The organism is Celeribacter sp. SCSIO 80788, from assembly GCF_051054295.1.
Classification (GTDB): Bacteria; Pseudomonadota; Alphaproteobacteria; order Rhodobacterales; family Rhodobacteraceae; genus Celeribacter.
Window position 1 is genome coordinate 3,686,023 of sequence record NZ_CP150482.1, and the last position, 19,425, is coordinate 3,705,447.

The following is a 19,425-nucleotide window of genomic DNA, read 5'->3' on the forward strand; positions in this document are numbered from 1 at the left end:
GATGATTTCTCCGGCAGGCAATTTCAAAATCTATCTCGCCAGTGAGCCAGTCGATTTTCGCAAGGGAATGGACGGGCTGGCCGCCATTGTGATGTCTGAATTCGAACTCGATCCCTTCTCCGGCGCGATCTTTGTTTTTCGTTCGAAACGTGCCGACCGTCTCAAGCTCATCGTCTGGGACGGCACCGGGCTGGTGATGGTCTACAAGCGCATCGAGGGCCGGGGCTTTGTTTGGCCGAATGTGCGAAATGGCGTCGTCAGCCTGAATAAAGCACAATTCGAGGCCCTGTTCGAAGGTATCGACTGGAAACGCGTCACGATACGGCATGTCAGACGCCCTGTGGTCGCTGCCGATATTTCCAGAACAAAATTGCCCGTCGAAGGGGATCGACCATGACAAAGTTTGAAGATGAGGCACCGACTGGCGGTAACACACCTGAGGAACCGAATTCATCACTCGAAGACCGGATGCAGGAAAGATTGAGAACGGAAGAAAGCGGGGCTTCTGGTCATATGACAGAAGCTGAGTTTAAGGCGTTTATGGACGAAAAGTGGGGGGATGAAGGAGATCAAGGAGATCTGGAAATGCTCGATCTCACCATACACGATATTCCAGACGAGGTTTTGCTATTGCTCAAGAGCTTGGCAGCGAACCGGGGTATGACGACGGAAGAGCTCGTGCGCGAGATGATTTGCAATGCGCTCCGAGTGTCAGAGCCACCAAGCCTCGTCGAAATTACCGAGGAGCAATTTCGAGAGAACATCGACGCGCTCATGGCTGCCTATGACCAAGAGCCAATCGCCATCGTCGATGAAAAAAGGCGTCGTTTCGTTTTGATTCCTGCTAATATGTTTGGATTGATCACCGAGAAATAGCGAGCATTTGCCCAACTCAAAAAGCATCTCGCCGACTTTATCGACGCCTATAACTTCGGGCGAAGAGTGAAGACGCTTAAGGGGCTCACGCCATACGAGTTCATCTGCAAACAGTGGACAAGTGAGCCAAATCGGGTCAGGTTAAATCCAATCCATCAAATGCCGGGACCGAACACCTAGAGGACCAAATATGAAGGAGAGGTTAGAACGATTTTATCCTAGCCGCGCTTCAAATTCTTCGTACAGAAATTTTTCCCGAGTCAGATACCCTATCGCTTGAATAGATTTTTTAGCTGCGCGCCCAAGCGCTGACGAGCCGATCAACGACCCCATGCAAGCGACATATACAAGAGAATAGACGGTTTCGAAGTGCGTCGCAGACAGTGTAAATGCCCACTGAACAGTGATCGGCAAAATAAACAGAGAGGCCAGCAGGACACCGAACAAAAGTGTCAGAACAGATAGTATTCTTTGACGCCTTGAACACTGCTCATATTGGCGTTTCCTAGTCTGTTTCCATTGCCAATAATGGTTGTTGAGCTGTCCTTCCAGATAATAGCCACATTCACAGTATTTTTTCTTGAGATGTTGCCGACTACCGCAATTCTCACAGGAAAGAACATGGGGATTGCATTGGCTTGGCTCTGGTGAACTCTCCGTGAACTCACGGAATAATTGAAACGCGTCAATATTCTTGAAGCACTGAGTAATAGCTCCCTTGCCCGTTGCCGCAGGAGATCTCGCAAAAAAGGCAGATTTTGTTCGGGCGTCTTCGTCATGCTGCGTATGACACCATTTCGATCACATTGTTCATTTCCTGTCGTGGCGCGAACTTGATTGTCCGCAAGTCTCCGTATTTTCGCCAATATGCGGCATACAGGTGCCTCGCGAGTCTAACTCTATTTTCCCGACTTATTCTGCGGCCATTCTCTCGAACCCAGTCGTCAATAAATTCATATATTTCATCGAGACGATCAAAGAGTTTATTGTCTCGTTCGAGCACCCGTTCCTCGCCGTCGTCATACGCGAGCCATAACAGATCAATTTCAAATATGTCGGCACATCTTTTGATGACGGTGAATGGTATTTCACGCTCATTGCGTTCGTAAAACTGATAACCGCTGCGACTAATGCCGAGCGCGCGTGCGAATTCCTCTTGGGAGAGCCCGTTGGATTGGCGCACCTGGGCAATCCGTTTCGCCAGTAAATTATCATGAAACGCCTGCCGCATCTCATTAATCCTCGTCAGAAATTGACACACATGTAGTCACGCTGTAGCCAATAGATATAGCACGCAGCCACTATGCGCAACTTGAGACAGAAATGAACAAAAATGGAAGGACGTGAACTGATGTCATTCAGTAAGCCTGAACACGTCGTCAAACCGTTGGAAACACCTGCGGAACTCGCCGACCGCGTTGGCGTGCCTGTCTCAAATATCCGGCATTTGATCAAGTCTGGTGCGCTGGATCACCTTTTCACTTCCCCCGGCAAAAGAAATCCAAAGATCCCCGTTGGTGCGTGGGAGAGGTACGTTGAAAATTGTATGATACGTGCTTCTTACACTTCTGGGCACGATGAAAGGAAATCGCGATGAAACATTAATGCGCAACAGCAGATGACGGCAACGAGAAGGTCGTTGAAAAAGGTTGAGCTCGGAGGATTGCAGTCCGTCCGAGCTCTAAAATCGCTTTAGCACGATACCCTATTCATCTCCTTCGCAGCATCAAAAGTCAAGTCACATGCCCGCAATTCGGCGGGCATGACCGAATGCGCTTTGCTTCATTTCTGGGATGGAGGGCACGGTTCTTTGCCGTGCCACAGGACGTGTTCGATACAATTGAACAGTTAGAAAATGACATTCTGGCAGCCCGTGACCTTGATGGTGCGGCGCTGGTTCAGCGTTTGCGCGCACTTTGGAGTGAAGTGATTTCGGAGAATGAAATCCTCCGAGACGAGGCTCTGAAAGCAAATATGCTGAATAAACTGATGAAAACAGAAATTACGCGTCTAAAACGCCAGATAGCAAAACTGAACAAGACGCAATTCGGCGCGAAAGCTGACCATAATCCAAACAAAGCCACTGATGACCGAAGCCAGAGCGCGGATGATCAGAAAACGGATGATGCCGCGAATAAGTCTGGTAGTGAAAATGGAAGAGGCTCCGACGGAGCGACTGCAGGGCAACCTGAAGCAAAAGAGACGAAGCCGAGAAATACAAGCGGTCGAGGTGCAAGAGTCTGGCCGGAGCACATTAAAAAGCGACCGATATTCATGGGCACCAAGGACAAGAAGTGCCCTTGCGGATGCGGCGGGGGCATTATGGATATTGAAGAAAATGAAACGCTGGAGGTGATCCCCGCGCAGTACTACGTGGCGGTGCGACAGTATCCCAAGTACCGGTGTCGTCTGCATGACAAAATCGTAGGAACGACCTTTGAACCGCGTGTGTTTCCCAAAACCACGATGAGCAACGCGCTCATGGCCAACTCGATCACGATGCGTTTCGGGTGGCAACTACCTTGGAACCGCCAGGAGAACATCTTTCTGTCGAAAGGCATCGAATTGTCCCGTAGCACCCTGATGCGATGGACAAACCGTCTGGCAAATGAGGCGCTCTTGCCAATTTACCAATTGATGGAACGGGAACTCAAAACGAACAGCGAAAGGCTGTTCATGGATGAGACCACCTTGCCGATGCTTCAACCCGGCGAAGGGCAAACAAAAACCAGCTACCTCTACGCTCTTCTGCGTGACGACCGGTCATTCGCTGGAAATAAACCGCCCGTGGTGATCTATTATCCGAGGGACACTCGGGCGATGCACCATATTCATGACATTTTGAGCGGGGTCTCGGCCATTCTACAGTCCGATTCCTATGCTGGATACGGTCGCCTTGGCCGACCGGGAACGCCCGTGGAACATATCACACCAGTCAAATGTTGGGCCCATGCCCGACGAAATTTCACAGACGAATACGAGTTCAACAAAACGCCAGACGCAAAAACGGTCATTCAAATTATTGCCGAGCTCTATGAAGAGGAAGCGAAAATCCGGGGCAAGCCGCCCCTGATCCGCGCGACGCATCGGCGACAATTCTCGGTTCCCATTCTGGATCGCTTAAAAGCATTCTTGATTGCGCATGCTGACCGCCATCTTTCGAAGAACAAGATGGGGCAAGCGATCCGCTATGTGCTGAGGCAATGGGGTGATCTGACACGATTTGTCGATGATGGACGGATCGACCTCGACACCAATGCGGTCGAACGCATGTTCAAGCCGACCATCCTTTTGAGAAAAAATGTGCATTTTCTTGGAAGTGACGAGGGCGCAGAGGCATGGGGAATTCACAGCTCGATCATTGAGACCTGTAAGCTCAATGGTGTGAATGCAGAGCCCTATTTGAAATGGGTCTTCGACCAGATCGCGATGAAACTTCCACGCTCTGAATATGAGAAACTACTGCCATGGAACGCTCCACCTGAGTTTTGGATCAAACGCTAAATCTTTTGAGGGCGGCAAAACTGCCGCCCTTTCTCCCGTATGAACTGCAGGTTGAGAAACACTGCTTTGTAGACGAATATTCAGTAAATCTGTCCGCAACCGCTCAACACAGAGTTTTTCAACAATATGCCCGGGAAGTGGACATTCGCTGCGTTGAGCACGAACGGCAGCAGTGCGCAACATAGCGAACCTAATCACCTGCAGCGTCAGTGTCTCTCTCCAAGCTTTCGCAGGTGCTCTCCTACGTTGTGCGCCTGCCACTATTGTTGGGTTTGGTGAATCTGCAATTCGCCGGGTAGAAAACGGACACGTGGATCTTTGTCATTCTTCGCTCGGCTCATCTTTACCATGTGATGCGAATTCCGGCAGCACAGCCGCGATTGCGTCAATCTCCGGCCTGAAATTTTGCAGGGCCTTTTTGATCGTGTTTGCAATCTTATCCTGATCCTGGACGTCATCCACGTTGAAGAAGTTTTTCTTGAACATCTTGGAGTATCGACGACCTTCATCGGCTGCCCCTCTTTGAAAGCCAATACGCAGCTTGCTGTTTTTCTTAGAAATATTCTGGATAGCGTTAATCAAATCACGACGGAAGTCGTGATCGCTAATGGGACCAACTTCGGCGATCAGTCTAATTTTTCCCGATGTGCCGTCCGCATCAACCGTCAACTGTACCCACATTATGACGGGAAGCCCCATCCACCAATTTTCACAGCCGTGCCAATAAAATTCATCTTCACCAAGTGCTTCGTACCAGCTTTGGGGGAGGAAACTAAAATGGCTCGCATCTGAGTGATAGAAAGCAAACCCCTTCTTTTCGACCTCTGCTATGTCTCCGTATTCCAGTCCTTCTCCAAAGACCAAGTCACAGGCGAACGAGAAGTCTGTCGCCTTCCCGTGTTCAATAATAAAATCCAGAACGCGTCGATGATCGCGGTAAAGCTGCCTAGCAAGCTGCTCCAATTCTTTCTGTTTTTCACTCATGCCGGCAGCTTCCCTTATCACTTCCAGATAATGCTTTATAAATGTTTCTACTTCGGCAGTCAGAGGGTGTCGTCCCGACACCGCTTGCTGCTCCAATATCTCGCAAATTGATCCATACTGAATAGGGGCATATCTCCCGTCGTCGGGCTCTTCGTCCCATAGTGACAAAAAGATGCCTCGAATATGGGAGAAGTCGTTTTCACCGAAGGTCGATCGGACCAATTCCAGATAGCGCGTCAGCTGGTTGGAGTGTTGTCCGCTATCGAACTTGTTCTCGATCACGAAGACCCATTTGTTTGTTGGGCTCATAAGTAGAATGTCAATATGCCTCCACTCGCGCCGCACCTCCGTATCCGTCATGTCGGCCTGGGATACCTTCAGGGCTGATGGCTGCATGGCCGCGTGATGGCCCCGTAGCGCCTCCGAGATAAAAGCTTTCAAAAACTTATCCCCAAGACCGTGCGTTTCTTGAGGATTGAGAAGCCAAGCGAGAATGGCAGAATGGCGGATTTCCATTCTTGCCATTCCCATGGTCTTTATCGGATTGAATTTGGAAAGGTGTGCCCGGATCTCGTCGAGGCCCCGGTTATTGACGAATAAGCTTTCTAGGTCATCCAAGGTCGGGGTGGTCTGTGAAGACGGAACTGCATTCATTGGAAAATCTCAAAACTATGTTTCTATTGGGGTAAACTTCAGAGCCGCTACTGAAGCTCAATCTAGTTGCGCCTCAAACCCTGCTTCGATCGTAACCGGTTGCAATGGGGGAGCAACAGCAAAGCGCGCGGAGTTTTCTTCCCGCACAGCATGTGCTTTCTGCGACCGCTTGCGACGCTTTGGCATGAAGGGCGGACAGGTGCCGTTCGCAGCATGTGCACCCGTGCCCTTGTCTCGATAAGGAAGCAGACATTCCGTCAGGGTGAAACCCTGCGTGACAGACGCAGAAGGGTGGAATCTGGACTCTCTCCGCAGACGGGAAATGCCATGAGCCAACGGTGAAAGCGGGCTATAAGCGTCAGCTATGCTGCAGCTTGTGTGCTTCAGGGCCCGAAGCGGGAACCGATCATTTGCCGTTTGGCGTATGCAAAACCAGAAAACTCTTGCCAAGTATTGTGATGAAACTATCAACTGAAAGGCGAGCGCATACTCGGTGCTAGAGCAACGACCCGACCGATATTTGAGCGACGTATTATTGAAAATGGAAGCAGCAGTACATCTATGGAAATTGACGAACTAGGACTTTCGGGCCCACTTGTCTGCGAAACGTGCCCGATTGACGAAGATTGTATCGGAGAGCGCTGGACCACCGCAAACGACGCCGAACTCGCTGTCCTGGTTGCCATCGTTGCTATGGGACAAGCTTCTCAAGCGGCATACATTCTTGAAGAGCTGGTGTCACCCGTACCAGCTTTCTCCATGCAAACGCTGAGGCAAGAAGCCAAAATAAGACTGACGGTCGAGGAATCCGCGTCAAAGCCTCGAAAGGGATATCCGAAGTGGCAACGAGATGGCTTTGTCTTCGAGGTCATTTCGTGGATAGCTGCCAAGACTATGCACGGTGAAGGCGCTCTGTTGAAAGATCCTCATTTAAGTGCGACCTCACAAGGGCTTGACGGATTGATGCTGCAGCTCAATGTGGACAAGGATGAGGTGCAGAGCACCACGGTTTTCGAAGATAAATGTACTGATGATCCGCGCTCAACATTTCTTGGCAAGGTTATTCCGGCTTTCAAGGATCGCCACGCGAATATGCGGAGCGCCGAAATTATAGATGCAGCAGCTACCTTGCTAAAAACGTCTGGACTGAAGTACTCGGACGCAGCTCGCCTTAGTGCCGCCGTCACCGATAAAGCCAAGCGGAAATACAGAGCGGCTTTCTCTCTGCCCTCAAACTTCGACACACTGGAAGAGCGCCAGAAGCTTTTCGCTGATTATAACCGCATCGAACATATCGCACCCGAACAGCGCATCGGTGCATCCTTCATCACTTCGGACAAAATGCGTGAGTGGATTGGAGGTTTGGCAGATAAGGCTATCCAATATCTGGATAGCCTTGAGGACGGAGAAAGCTCCAATGTTTGATGCTCAAACCGCAGCGCTCCTGCGCTCTGCTCCTGAGTTGCCTGGTCTTGACCCACAAAACTTGCCCGCGCTTCTGACCTTCCACTACGCGAACCTCGCGTCCTACAGACTCGGTGGGATTGAAGCCGCTGTCGAAGATAGCGGCAATTGGCCACTTCAAAGGATCGCCGACACCTACGAACTCACGGCGGTTCTTCAGGCTGAGCCCCAGGCCGCCCGCGCTGCAGCCTTTGTCGCGGCAACTGCCCAACAAATTCTCTCCCGTATTGAACAGGAACAGCCTCGTGCCACAGGTAATTTACCAAACATTGACAAGGATCGCCTTGATCCGGCTCTCTCGGCAGTTCTCTTGTTCATGTTGTCTGAGCAGTTTGCCGATGCGAATGAAGCCACCGCAGCAATGCGCCCTAGCTTAGAAGGCCAACTCTACGAAGCGACGATCCTGACCGAGCATATCGCTGATCTGGGAAAAGGCCGTTTACATGACATCCTCGGTAGGTCTGAAAGATGGCGTAGGCCGCGCGTTATCGAGTCTCTCGAAGAAAGAGCCTTAGCGGCGCTGATGGAGACCATTGCCACAGGCATTGAGCTATTCGCCGCGAATTTTATAAGAGAACCCGCGCCAGGCGTTATTGCAGATCGCTACGAGAGTCCGAGATTAGCTTTTGAGCGCGTGATAGAACTATCGGCTGGAAAGCAACCATTTGCGACAACATATGGGCAGATGGATATTGTTTATGCGGGCACTCACCATCTGGCCTCTTTGCTACTAGCGGCAACAGACGGCATTTCATCTGCCAGTCTAATGAATATCCCTCCACCCTCTGGCGCGGATGAAAACGACTGGAATGGATGGCTTCACTTTCGAAGTAAGAAGTTCCCCTATATGTGGCCTAACCATAGGCAGGCGGTACAGCAGGACTTTCATGAGACAGGAGTTTCAGGTGTCGTTGTTCTACCTACAGGAGCGGGCAAGACGACAGTGTCTTCACTAAAGATTGCCGGCGTTCTCGCGCGGGGCAAAAAAGTCGTTTTCCTCGCCCCCACTCATGCACTCGTGGAGCAACTGACCGAAGACCTGCAGGAGATGTTTCCGAAAGACTTGCTCGGTTCGGTCGTATCCAGTGATTTCGATCTACTCCTCCAAGAAGATGCGATATTTCAGGACGTCGAGGTGATGACGCCCGAACGCTGCCTTGCCATGCTGTCCTTTGCTCAAGAAGCGTTCAAGGATGTTGGCCTCCTTGTGTTCGATGAATGTCATCTATTGAGCCCGGAGTCGGGTAAGATCAGGCGCGCGCTTGATGGAATGCTCTGCGTTCTGGGATTCAACCATGTTGCTCCCGAAGCCGATATCCTTTTCCTCTCCGCTATGGTCAAGAACGGCAGGGAACTTGCCGGTTGGCTCAAGCAACTGACAGGCAGGAAAGCTGTAGACGTTGACCTAATATGGAAACCAAGTCGTCAGGCACGCGGCGTCGTGATCTATGATTCAGCCGAATTGGAAACAGCCAAAGCAAACTCTGTATTGAAACAACAGCAGGAAGATCAAAGATGTGATAAAACTGCTAAGAATCTCAGAAAAGTAGCGAAAGAGGCACTGTTGGCCCAGCCCTACGCCATCTGGGGACTTCAGCACAACTGGCTCTCGGGGCAGAAGGCATTTTGTTCGACTACGCCGTTGCTGAGCGGCAAGGTCAATTTAGCAGGAAACCTTGAGGATGGCCCTTCGGTGTGGCTAACGCCCAACGCAAATAGCGTGGCCTCGCAAATTGCATCCGTTGCAGCCTCAAAAGGGCTGAAAACAATTGTTTTTGTGAACACCAAGAATGATGCAGTCAAAGTGGCTGGTGAAATATCGGATATACTCGATGAGAGAATTGATCCCACCGAAAAAGAAGATTTGCATTGGATAGCGCTTAAACTCGAACTTGGAGGACTAAGGCACTCATTGCTACCAGGCCCCGCTATGGCCGTGCCCCATAACTCTGCAATGCTGAGACTGGAACGAGATCTCGCTGAAAGGATGTTCAAGCGATCAAATGGTGCCAGGGTCATCGTGGCCACGCCTACGCTGGCGCAAGGTCTGAACCTGCCTGCTCATTTTGCAATACTTGCCGGAGACAAACGCGCCAGCGCACAAGGTAGGCGCGAAAGTCTTGAAGCCCATGAAATTCTAAACGCGGCTGCGCGCGCGGGGCGCGCCGGGCATTTGGCTAATGGGTTGGTGCTACTTATTCCGGAGCCGATCATCAAATTCGAACAGAAGAATAATCTCTCTAGCCGAACAGTCGAGAAGCTCAAAGCGGTTCTACCTGAAGATGATCATTGCGTCACCATCGCGGATCCCCTTCAAACTGTGTTAGACCGAGTGAACATTGGTGAAATCTCTGACCCGCAAGTCAAATACACGATTAATCGTTTTGCGAACTTATCGGCAGGCAACCCAGAGGCCATCCCAGATCGACTTTTTGATCTCAAGAAATCACTCGCTGCCCATATTGCTCAAAGCAAGTCTGAAGTCGAAGAGTTTGAAGCTAAGCTGGCGACTTTTACGAAGGCCGTAGAAGAACATCATGCAGGGGGGCTTGATGAAGCTACGGCTATCCTTGCCTCGCAAAGTGGTCTGTCGTCAGAAATTATGCTCAGGCTTCGGGATCGCATCTTTGCGGCAAAAGGAAAGTTGCCGATAGACATACCCGCATGGATTTCGTGGATGACAGAGTGGTTGATTGAGGACAAAGAGGCTTGCAATGAGCTACTCGGAGACACTAAGGCCGGGATACTTTCTGCGGCAGGCAAGACCCAAACCGATCCTCTGGACGAAGCTGTCTTACGTCACATTCTTCCTGGCATTCTAAGCTGGATAGCAGGGGCGCCACTATCCGAGATCGACAGAGTTTTGGGCGGAGAGCCAAGCTCCCCAGCGATTACCAAAAGGACTTGTCCTAGAGCTCGAGCTCTCGCGAGTGCGGTGATCCCCAGAGGGTATTCCTTTGTACTGGGCTTAGTTGCACATGTCGTGAAGGAACTCGATCCCTTTGATGAGCAGGAAGACCTGAACCAGCAAGTTGTCGAGGTGATGAGTACGGCGCTTCGACTTGGGTTTGATACAACGGACAAGCTATTCTTTGCCCGTGATAACAAAGATGCATTGGGGCGAGTTCAGGCGCACTTGTTGTGGCAACAGCAATCAATTGCTCCAAGCAATTTCAGTCTCTAAGAAGGGCTGATGTGCATCGGGAGAGTAGACGCGAACGCCCGCTTCGGCGGTTGCTGCGGCGCGGCTTGCCAGCTTGCGCGAAGGTCTGCAAAGGGCCGTAAGCAGGCTAATTTTCCTTCTCCGTATTGGCGTACGCCAATATAGGGTATTGCGGTGGAGCGTGGAATAGACTGTTTTGGGGGCTCTTTGTAACGCTTACGTTTCCTCCCTACAACGTCAGCGTTGTCGAACTGACGCCGCAGCTGCTCGGCCGGGCGGCGAGGACGGTCCGGAAAGTGCCGTGCAGGAGGCTTTAGCGCGAGAACTCCGCAAGCCGGATATCGATGCCGAGTTTCTCGCTCAGACTCTTCCGTTCCTCCTCGATCACCTCCGCGTCAGGGGCGATCCAACCCGTCGCGTCAGAGATATATCCGCTCTCCGCGAGCGCGCGCCCAAGCCTGGGAAAGTCCAGTTCCGCGTAAAGCTCGTTCGATTGCCCCGCGCCGTCAAACTGGTAATAGCGGCCATTGAGCGCATCGATCACCTTGACCTGCATCTTGGCGAACCATCGGTATTGCGTCAGGTAGTCGTCGAGCACATCGGCGGGGCGGCGCTGGATGATCGCCAGACGGCTGTCGGGGCGGGCGAAGAAGGCTGCCATGTGCAGCGCGGAATTGTCGCTCGAGATGATCGTATGGGCGGCGGCATATTGTGCCGCCTGCGCTTCGAGGTCGTGGGTCTGCGGATGGTAGATGTGATAGCCTTCGGCCTTCAGCAGCGCTTCGATCCGGTCCTCGGCAAAATAGCGACCGCGCTTCGAATAAAGTTCGGTGCGCGAGATGTAGATCTTTTCCGGCCCTTCGGGTTTGACGCGATCGGCGAGCACCTTGTGGATATGGGCGCGGAATTCCGGGCTTCCGGCGATCATGTCGCCGGTGCCGAAGCCCTGCGGCGCAAGCACGAGGCGCTCGACGCGGGTCGGGCCCTTGATCCCGGCGATCTGGCCGATGCCACCGGCGAACATGTCGATCATCGGCGTCATCGGGTCGGTGAAACGACGCGGGCGGTTCACCTGTTTCTTCATCAGGAAGGCGACGTTTTCGACCTCCGGCATCACGCTGCGGACCCAGAGCCGCGCGGTGGATTCCAGAAGCGCGTGACCGAAATGCTGATACAGCAGCCCGCCGAACAGCCATGTGCCCTTGAGTTCCTCTTCAGCCTCGGGGATCGGGCCTTTCGGCTCGGTGGTGGTGGCGGCGGAAGTGTTGCGGAAACACTGACTGAGCGGCTGATAGACCCCCTGTGCATCATAGACCCCGGCGGGCCGGGAAATGCCGCGCTTGCGTCCTTCGCCCCAAGGCACGATGAGCGCGTTTTCGAGTGTCACGATGTCATCGGTCAGCGGAGTCTGGGGATTGAACACGGGCGGGATCTCGTCACATTTTGCCTTTGGCGGGAGACTAGCACAGATCGCCTTGGGCGCAATCGAGTTGCGGCGGGGGCGGGGGACAAGCACCGGGTTTCGCATGATTTCTCGCGATTTTCCCCCTGAGTGGCCGCTGCGCGGCGATAGACAGGCCGGGGCGCTTGGGATAAGCTCCGCAGGAAAAGGGCAGAGACCCCGTTCATATGGTCAACCAGGGCAGAGAGTATCATCATGGAACTGAACCGTCGTCCCGTCGCCTCCCTGTGGATCGGCGACAAGCTGCAATATCTCAATCAGCTGTGTCTCAAGTCGCATCTGCGGCATGGCCATCCGACGACGCTCTATTGCACCGATGAGGTGACGAACGCGCCCGAAGGGGTGGAAATCCGTCCCGCCACCGAGATCATGGACATCGACATGAGCGTGGTGGAGAACACCTCCGCCTCCTTCCTGTCGAATGTGTTCCGCTACAAGATGATCCAAAAGACCGGCGCGATCTGGATCGATTGCGATGCGTTTTGTCACAAGCCCTTTCCGGACGAATGGGAGCATATCTACGCGGGTCACGGCATGCGGGGGGCGCTGAACTGTGGTGTGGTCGGCATTCCGCAAAAGGGCGAGCTGATGGACCGGCTGCTGGATTATTACGACAACCTGCCGGATTACCCGGCCTGGTGGAACAAGAACCAGCGCCGCAAGATGGACAAGCTCGACCCGTCGATCCCGCTGCCGGTTCGGATCTATAAAACCGAGCGTACCGCCTTCGGGCCGCAGGCCTTCACCTATTTCGCGCAACAAACCGGCGACATCGAACGCGCGATGAACAACGATGTGCTCTACCCGGTGCCGTTCCAGCTCAACGATATTTTCTACGATCCCTACGGGCGCGTCGAAGGCTGGTTCACCGAGAACACGGTGAGCGTGCATCTCTACACCAACGGCACCAAACCGTGGTGGCGCAAGAACGTGCCGCTGGAGAATTCCTATGCGGATCGCATGTGCAAGGAAGTGGGGATCGACCCGTCTCTGGCGCTGGAGTAAGCGCGCGGCATGGACCTGAAAAAACATGTCAGCCCGCATGGCACGGTGATGGCCGTGTCGATGATGAAGGACGAAGCGCCCTATCTTCTGGAGTGGTTCGCTCATCATATGGCGGTCGGCTTCACCGATATTCTGGTCTACACCAACGATTGCAGCGACGGCACCGACGACATGCTGATCCGGCTCGAAGAGCTGGGACTGGGCTATCACCGGCGCAATGACATCCCCGAAGGCATCAAGCCGCAGCCCTCCGCGCTCAACTATGCGCAGGACGAGCCGCTGGTGGGGGCGGCGGATTGGGTGTTGGTGTTCGATGCGGATGAGTTTCTCTGCATCAAGCATGGCGACGGCACGCTTGACGGCATGCTGAGCGAGGCGGAAGAGAAGGGGGCCAATGGCATCGTCATCACATGGCGCATTTTCGGGTCGGGCTATGTCGAGGACTGGTCGCGCGATCCTGTGACCGAGCAATACCTCTATGCCGCGCCGCCTTTGTGGAACAAGGGCTGGGGCGTTAAGACGCTGTTCAAATTCGACCCGGAATATTGGAAGCTCGGCATTCACCGCCCGAAGATGAAGACCAAACATCTCAGGGACGGCTATCCCGACACGGTGCATTGGCTCAACGGTTCCGGCGCGCCGATGGAGGATTATTTCAAGTTCCGCGGCTGGCGCTCGATCCGGCGCACGCTGGGCTATGACTGGGCGCAGATGAACCACTATGCGGTCAAGGGCATCGACGCCTATGCGATCCGCAAGTTCCGCGGCAACGTGAACAACAAGAAAGACAAGTATAACGCGGATTACTGGGCGCTTCAGGACCGCAACGAGGTGAAAGACGACTCCATTTTGCGCCATGCGAAACGCCGGGCGGAGATCATGGCTGAGCTTTTGAAAGACCCGGTTCTGAACCGGCTCCATTTCGCGGCCCTCGACCGGGTTGAGGCGCGGCTCAACGAGTACAAACAGACCGAAGCCTATGCCGAGATGAAGCGCGGGCTGATCGAGGCAGGCAAGGTGCCGATCAACAAGGTCGTCGCGAAACCGCCGCAGGCCCGCGATCCGGCCAAGATCGCTGCGCTCATGAGCGAGGTCGAAAAGACCACCTCCGACAAACCCAAAGAAGAGCGCCGCAACCCGGTGGCCGATGGCTGGCATGACGATTTCCTGCCGCCGAAGGTGAAATTGCAGGACAATCCGCATATCGACGTGGTCGCCAATCATGACATCATGATCCCGGCCGATGCCGCCGTGTTCGGACCCGATGCGCTCGACCAGATCACGGAGGGCAAATACGCGCGTCGTCACATGCGGTTCATCACCGCGCAGTTGCAGGCCGGGGATCGGTTGCTCAACATCGGCGGCGAGGCGGGGGTCGTGGTGCTTCAGGCGCTCAAGACCGTCCCCGATCTCGTCACCATGGCCCAGCACAGCCGCCCCGACATCGCGCGGGTGACCGAAGGCTTGGCACGGCGCAACGGTCTGATGGACAGCTCGCGGTTACGGGTCACCGACGGGCCGCTCGTTTTCGCCACGGATGGGGCCGATGAGGCGAGCGGCTTTCTGGCCTATGCCAAGGATTTCCGCCCCTCCGTCTTGCGGCTTTGCGACCGGGATGTGACGCCGGGCGTGCTTGTGAACATGAAGCTCGACCGTTTGCGCCGGATCATCCTGCCGATGGAGCTGTTTTGTGAGGATGCGCCGCAGGAGGCTTATCAGGACGTGCTTGAAGGGCTCGGGTTCGCGCTCAACGAGGACTGGCAGGATCGCGGCATGCTGATTTTCGATCGGAGCCGAACATGATGCAGGGCGGTCGAGACAGGGCCGCGTGACAGGGCGGCACATTCCGGACTATCTTTGAAACAGGGTTCAGCAAGGGCAGGCAATGTCTTCCGACGAAAGACGTATCGAGCAAACGGGTGACGGGCGGGTGCTTTTGCGGGCGCGCAACGGCGATGTCATCCGCTATGACGACAGCGGGCTGATCCTGAACCTGTCCGATCAGGTGGTGGCCGATCTGCGCCAGCGCCTTTTCGCGGCGTTGGATGCCGAGCTGCTGGGCGATCTCGATGCGTGGAACCTGCGCGCGCTGGGAGAGTGGCTGTTCTTCGAGGCCAATCTTCCGGGCATGCCGGGGCCGCGCGGCTATCGACGGGCCTTGGCAGGCGGAGCCATTCTGGCGGAAACGCCGGGGCCGGTTCTGGGCGTGTTGAGCCTTGGCGGCGCGCGGCGCGCGGGCGCCATTCCGGGGGCCGGGGCCTATCCCTATCATATCGTGGCGCCCGAGGATGACATCGGCGCGGTCGGCATGGCCGGGATCGAGGACGCGCCCGAAACGCACCGCGCCGAGGGCCTGCGCGAACAGACGCAGGACGCGCTTTTGGCCGAGGACATGCTGCGGCTGCGGCAGGCTTCGGGGCGGGGGCTGCCCCTGATCCTTGCACGTTGCGAGACCGACCGCGCGGCCTCTCTGGCCGATCTGGCATCGGGCAAGGCCTTCGACAATCTGATGCGCGCCGCCGCCAATCTCAAGGCGCTGGCGGGGACCCTGAACAAACCCGCAAAGCTTGCCGCGCTGAGCGTCGATTTCGCGCTCGAAGACATTCTGACGCCGGAGGCCGAGTTTGCGCCTGCGATGCGCGCGCTTTTGGAACGGCTCGCCAAGGCTTTGTGGGCCATCGACCTGCGGCCCGTTCCGGCGCTGATGGTGTTCGACACCACAGCCTCCGCGCCGGGGCGCGACCGGCGGGGGGCGCAATGGGAGCTGGCGGTTTATGGCGGCGAGATGGGGCCGGTCTTTACGCTTCCGAGCTATGCGCTTGAGCTGGACGAGGCGCTGCGTCCGACCGAAGCGGCGATGCGCCTGCGCGCCCGCACGGAGGCGGCGGCGTTGATGGAGATCGAAGCCGGGCGGGGATGGCATTGTCCGAGGATCTTGTTGGCCGAATGGGAGGGCAAGCGCGCGATCCGGTTGCGCACGGACGCGGCGGCGCCTCTGGTGCTGGAGGCCGACACTCCGTTTGGCGTTGTCGATTGCGGGCTGCGGATCGAGGGGCCGGAGGGTGCGATTGCGATTGCTTCGGTCATGGTGGATGCAGACGAGCCGCGTGATGTGTTGATCGAACTGGCGGAAAACGCCCCGCGCAAGGGGCTGATGCTGAGCTACGCCTGGGACGGTCCCGGTGCCTTGCGTGACAGTTGGACGTCTCCGCTTGCGCCCGATGTGAAACGCTGGGCCTTGCCCGCCCGACTTGAGGTGCATGGCTGATGCTCTATGTCGATATGGACCTGCCCCAAGGCGCGTTGCTGCCCGATCCGGGCGCTTCGGAAAATCCCGGCGGCATCGTGTTCGATGCGACGGGGTTGGTCTTCGCGGCGGAGGCTGTGACCGGTTGGCGCGATCTCTCAGGGATGCGGCTTGCGCGCCCGGCCTCCCCGAATGAGGGCCATGCGCGTCAGGAAAACCTCGGCGCCCAGCCCGTCTTGCGGTTGCGTGACGGGGTGAATTGCGGATTTGTCCTTGAAGAACTGGCGCTTCAGGCGCCCCGGTTCAGTGTGGCGGTGATGTTTGCCTCTCCGATGGGGCGGGCCAGTACGCTGATGACGCTGAACCCGCGCGAGGGGCGCAATTATCTTTTCCTCTCGGAAGCCGACGGGGCGGTGGAGCTGAAATTCCGCGACGGCGTGGCGGGGCTGACCCGACCGACGGCGCACTCGGAGGGGCGTTTCACGCTGGTCTGTGCCTCGGTTGAGGGCGGCAAGATGAAATTGGCGGTCAATGGCGAGACGCCCGGCGGGCTGGCCGTGCCTTCGGGGCTGGAGGCCGGGTTTCATGACCTGTTCATCGGCTGTCGCAGCGACCGGGCGGGGATCAAAAAAACGCTGGGCGAGGCGCAGATCGCGCGGCTTTGGATCTGGCCGGGCGAGGATGTGTTTGCGGGTGAGACCTATGGCAAGCTGACGGCGCTTTGGCAAAAGGAGGCGGCCTATGGGCTTTGATCGCGAGAGCGTCCGGGGAGACAATCTTTGTGTCATCTGGATCGATGACATGATCGACATTTTCACATGGCGCAACGCTTTCGGGATCGAGATCAAGACGCCCAATATCGACCGGCTGATGGCCAGAGGCGCGCGGTTCGCGAATGCCTATGCCACCGTGCCGCTTTGTGCGCCCTGTCGCGCCGAACTGGCGACGGGGCTTTCGCCGTTTCGCACCGGGCTTGTCGACCTGAACCGGCTCTGGCGCGATCTCTTGCCGCCGACGGCGGCGTGGCAATACGATCTGCGCCGCGCGGGGTTCGAGACTTTCACCACCGGCAAGACCGACGGCAATTACAAGGCCATGCCGGAAGAGTACAAACGCCTGTTGTTCCATCACGACGTGGAGGCCAATGACAAGGGTGGACGCAAGGGCGTCAAGGATTACCTCGACGGCAAGGGGCCGGGGGTTGCGGGGGTCAATCACCCGAATGACGACGGTTCGCAGGACGATAAGTTTTTCGATTATTGGGTGGCACAGAATGCCATCGACCATCTGGCGAAAATCGACCCGGAGCGGCGGCATCTGATCCAGCTCGGGTTCAAGCATCCGCATTACAATCTGGTGACGCCAGACCGGTTTTATCAGATGTATGATGTCGACAAGATCACTTGGCCGGAGATTGCTGCCGAGGCGGATTATCACGGGCCGCAGCCGGGCATGGCGGTTTATGAGCTGGCCTATATCGTCAACGGGCAATGGACGCCGGAGCGGGCGGGGGACGAGGGCTGGCGGCAGGTGGTGCGGGCCTATTTCGCGGCCTGTTCGCATGTGGACCACGAGATCGGGCGGTTCCTAGATGCGCTGGAGGCCTCGGAGATCGGCGACAAGACGACGGTGCTTTTGCTGTCGGACAACGGGTTCAACCTCGGCAATCACGACAGTTTTCACAAGATGAGCCAATGGGACAGTGCGGCCCATGTGCCGCTTTGCATCTGGTCGCCGCGGATGGAGGCGGGGACGGAGGTCACGCTGCCGGTGTCGCTGCACAATGTGCCGAAAACGATCATGGATCTGGCGGGGTTGCCTTATCGGCCCGATTGGGTGTCGGGGCAGAGCCTTTTGCCGCTGATCCATGAGAGCTTTGGCACGTTCGACACTTCGAAATCGCCGATCACCTGCGTGTTCGGCACGCTCTCTGTGCGGCCTTCGGTCGAGGGGCTGAGCCAGTATCGCTATTTCCGCTACCCGAATGGCGAGGAGCACGTTTACGACGTGGTGGCCGATCCGGGCGAGACCACGAACCTTGCCGAGACGGCACCTCTGGAGCGGCTGCGCGAGGAGCTTGTCAAAGGTGCGCTGAACCTCGGGCTGGACCTGCGCGGCTATGAAAACCCTGCCGATGGCGTGAATGCGATGATGGCGGTCGATGGCACGGTGGTGATGGCCGGGGGGCGGGGCGACAACGATTACTGGGCCTATGGCTCGGACGCCGAGAAGATCGTTGAGGACAAGGACGGCGGCACGGACACGCTTTGGTATATGGCGGGGCCAGACGATTATGTTTTGCATGCGCCCGCCAACATCGAGAAAATCCGCATCGCCACGGTGGTGTCGCGCAATGAAAAAGCCAATGCGGATGGCTCGCGCGATGGCAAACGTCTGCGCATCGTGGCCCATCCCGACAGCCCGATCGAGTTTGAAACCTCGGAGCGGGTGACGATCGAGGTGCAGGGCTCGCTGGGCGACGATGTGATGATCGGGCCGAAATACGCGGGTGCGGAATTCCATGGCGGGGCGGGGAACGACCGGCTGATCGCGCGCTCGAAACGGCGCAAGGACCGCAACCGCTTCTTTGGCGGCGCGGGCAACGATTACCTCTGGGGCGGCGGCGGGCACGACCATTTGGATGGCGGCACGGGCGACGATGAGATTCACGGCAACGAAGGCCACAACACGATCTTCGGCGGTCATGGCAACGATCTGATCACCGACGGGCCGGGGTCTTCGGAGATCGACACAGGGCCGGGGCGCAACCGGGTGATTTCGGAAGAGGGCGACGACACGATCCGCGTCGGTACCGGGGAGAACACGCTCACCGGCGGGCCGGGAAAGACCACCTATGTCATCGCCTATGGCGGGCTGAGCCGGATCACCGACTGGCATCCGGGGGTGACGATTGATCTGACCGATTGGCCGGGGGGGCCGGAGATCGGTGTGATCGGCGGGGAGGTTCAGATCCGTCTCGGGGCGTCTGTTGTGATCCTTGAGAGAGTGATGGATGTCGAGGCCGTCACCGGGACTGTGCAAAGCAACAGGGACAAGGGGCGCTGA

General features: G+C 56.2%; 13 protein-coding genes and 1 pseudogene. 11 read left to right on the forward strand and 3 right to left on the reverse strand.

The genetic code is table 11. The features are described from left to right. The first annotated feature begins 1 nt into the window (after position 1). From tnpB to V1471_RS18460, 3 genes and pseudogenes are all read left to right on the forward strand, one after another. A complete protein-coding gene (tnpB, locus tag V1471_RS18450; RefSeq protein WP_434290715.1) occupies positions 2 to 397 on the forward strand; it encodes an IS66 family insertion sequence element accessory protein TnpB in 396 nt (131 codons plus the stop codon). Beyond that, positions 394 to 876 (forward strand): hypothetical protein, encoded by a 483-nt coding sequence (locus tag V1471_RS18455; RefSeq protein WP_434290717.1) that lies wholly within the window; start codon positions 394 to 396, stop codon positions 874 to 876. The genes tnpB and V1471_RS18455 overlap by 4 nt, the downstream gene beginning before the upstream one ends. A gap of 9 nt (positions 877 to 885) precedes the next feature. Beyond that, a pseudogene (locus V1471_RS18460) lies at positions 886 to 1,056 on the forward strand (IS3 family transposase); the annotation flags it as partial. 595 nt (positions 1,057 to 1,651) lie between these two features. Here V1471_RS18460 and V1471_RS18465 read toward each other — a convergent pair. Then, positions 1,652 to 2,107: a helix-turn-helix domain-containing protein gene (locus V1471_RS18465; protein ID WP_434290719.1), complete on the reverse strand. Its 456-nt coding sequence runs from the start codon at positions 2,105 to 2,107 to the stop codon at positions 1,652 to 1,654. A gap of 539 nt (positions 2,108 to 2,646) precedes the next feature. Between V1471_RS18465 and tnpC the strand changes: the two genes are divergently transcribed. After that, the gene (gene tnpC / locus V1471_RS18470; protein WP_434290721.1) at positions 2,647 to 4,380 is read left to right on the forward strand and encodes an IS66 family transposase; all 1,734 of its coding nucleotides are present in this window, start codon (positions 2,647 to 2,649) and stop codon (positions 4,378 to 4,380) included. Positions 4,381 to 4,701: 321 nt separating this feature from the next. Here the strand turns inward: tnpC and V1471_RS18475 are convergent, their stop codons facing one another. Next, positions 4,702 to 6,018, reverse strand: coding sequence for a PD-(D/E)XK nuclease family protein (locus V1471_RS18475; RefSeq protein WP_434290722.1), 1,317 nt, complete (start codon positions 6,016 to 6,018; stop codon positions 4,702 to 4,704). A 561-nt stretch (positions 6,019 to 6,579) separates the two neighbouring features. On the opposite strand from V1471_RS18475, the gene V1471_RS18480 reads away from it, so the two are divergent. Both V1471_RS18480 and V1471_RS18485 read left to right on the forward strand, forming a co-directional pair. Continuing rightward, positions 6,580 to 7,443, forward strand: coding sequence for a hypothetical protein (locus V1471_RS18480; protein ID WP_434290724.1), 864 nt, complete (start codon positions 6,580 to 6,582; stop codon positions 7,441 to 7,443). Then, positions 7,436 to 10,666, forward strand: a complete 3,231-nt coding sequence (locus V1471_RS18485) for a DEAD/DEAH box helicase (RefSeq protein WP_434290726.1) — start codon at positions 7,436 to 7,438, stop codon at positions 10,664 to 10,666. The genes V1471_RS18480 and V1471_RS18485 overlap by 8 nt, the downstream gene beginning before the upstream one ends. A gap of 292 nt (positions 10,667 to 10,958) precedes the next feature. On the opposite strand, the gene V1471_RS18490 is transcribed toward V1471_RS18485, so the two are convergent. Further along, positions 10,959 to 12,068 (reverse strand): glycosyltransferase 61 family protein, encoded by a 1,110-nt coding sequence (locus V1471_RS18490; RefSeq protein WP_434290728.1) that lies wholly within the window; start codon positions 12,066 to 12,068, stop codon positions 10,959 to 10,961. 234 nt (positions 12,069 to 12,302) lie between these two features. Here V1471_RS18490 and V1471_RS18495 point away from each other — a divergent pair, with 234 nt between their 5' ends. The 5 genes from V1471_RS18495 to V1471_RS18515 all read left to right on the forward strand — a co-directional run bounded on the left by V1471_RS18495 (position 12,303) and on the right by V1471_RS18515 (position 19,425). Further along, positions 12,303 to 13,112 (forward strand): hypothetical protein, encoded by an 810-nt coding sequence (locus tag V1471_RS18495; RefSeq protein WP_434290729.1) that lies wholly within the window; start codon positions 12,303 to 12,305, stop codon positions 13,110 to 13,112. A gap of 9 nt (positions 13,113 to 13,121) precedes the next feature. Continuing rightward, positions 13,122 to 14,915 (forward strand): glycosyltransferase family 2 protein, encoded by a 1,794-nt coding sequence (locus V1471_RS18500; protein WP_434290731.1) that lies wholly within the window; start codon positions 13,122 to 13,124, stop codon positions 14,913 to 14,915. 82 nt (positions 14,916 to 14,997) lie between these two features. Continuing rightward, the gene (locus V1471_RS18505; protein WP_434290733.1) at positions 14,998 to 16,380 is read left to right on the forward strand and encodes a hypothetical protein; all 1,383 of its coding nucleotides are present in this window, start codon (positions 14,998 to 15,000) and stop codon (positions 16,378 to 16,380) included. Then, complete coding sequence (locus V1471_RS18510; RefSeq protein ID WP_434290735.1) at positions 16,380 to 17,111, forward strand: hypothetical protein; 732 nt, start codon at positions 16,380 to 16,382, stop codon at positions 17,109 to 17,111. The genes V1471_RS18505 and V1471_RS18510 overlap by 1 nt, the downstream gene beginning before the upstream one ends. After that, the gene (locus tag V1471_RS18515; RefSeq protein WP_434290737.1) at positions 17,101 to 19,425 is read left to right on the forward strand and encodes a sulfatase-like hydrolase/transferase; all 2,325 of its coding nucleotides are present in this window, start codon (positions 17,101 to 17,103) and stop codon (positions 19,423 to 19,425) included. The genes V1471_RS18510 and V1471_RS18515 overlap by 11 nt, the downstream gene beginning before the upstream one ends.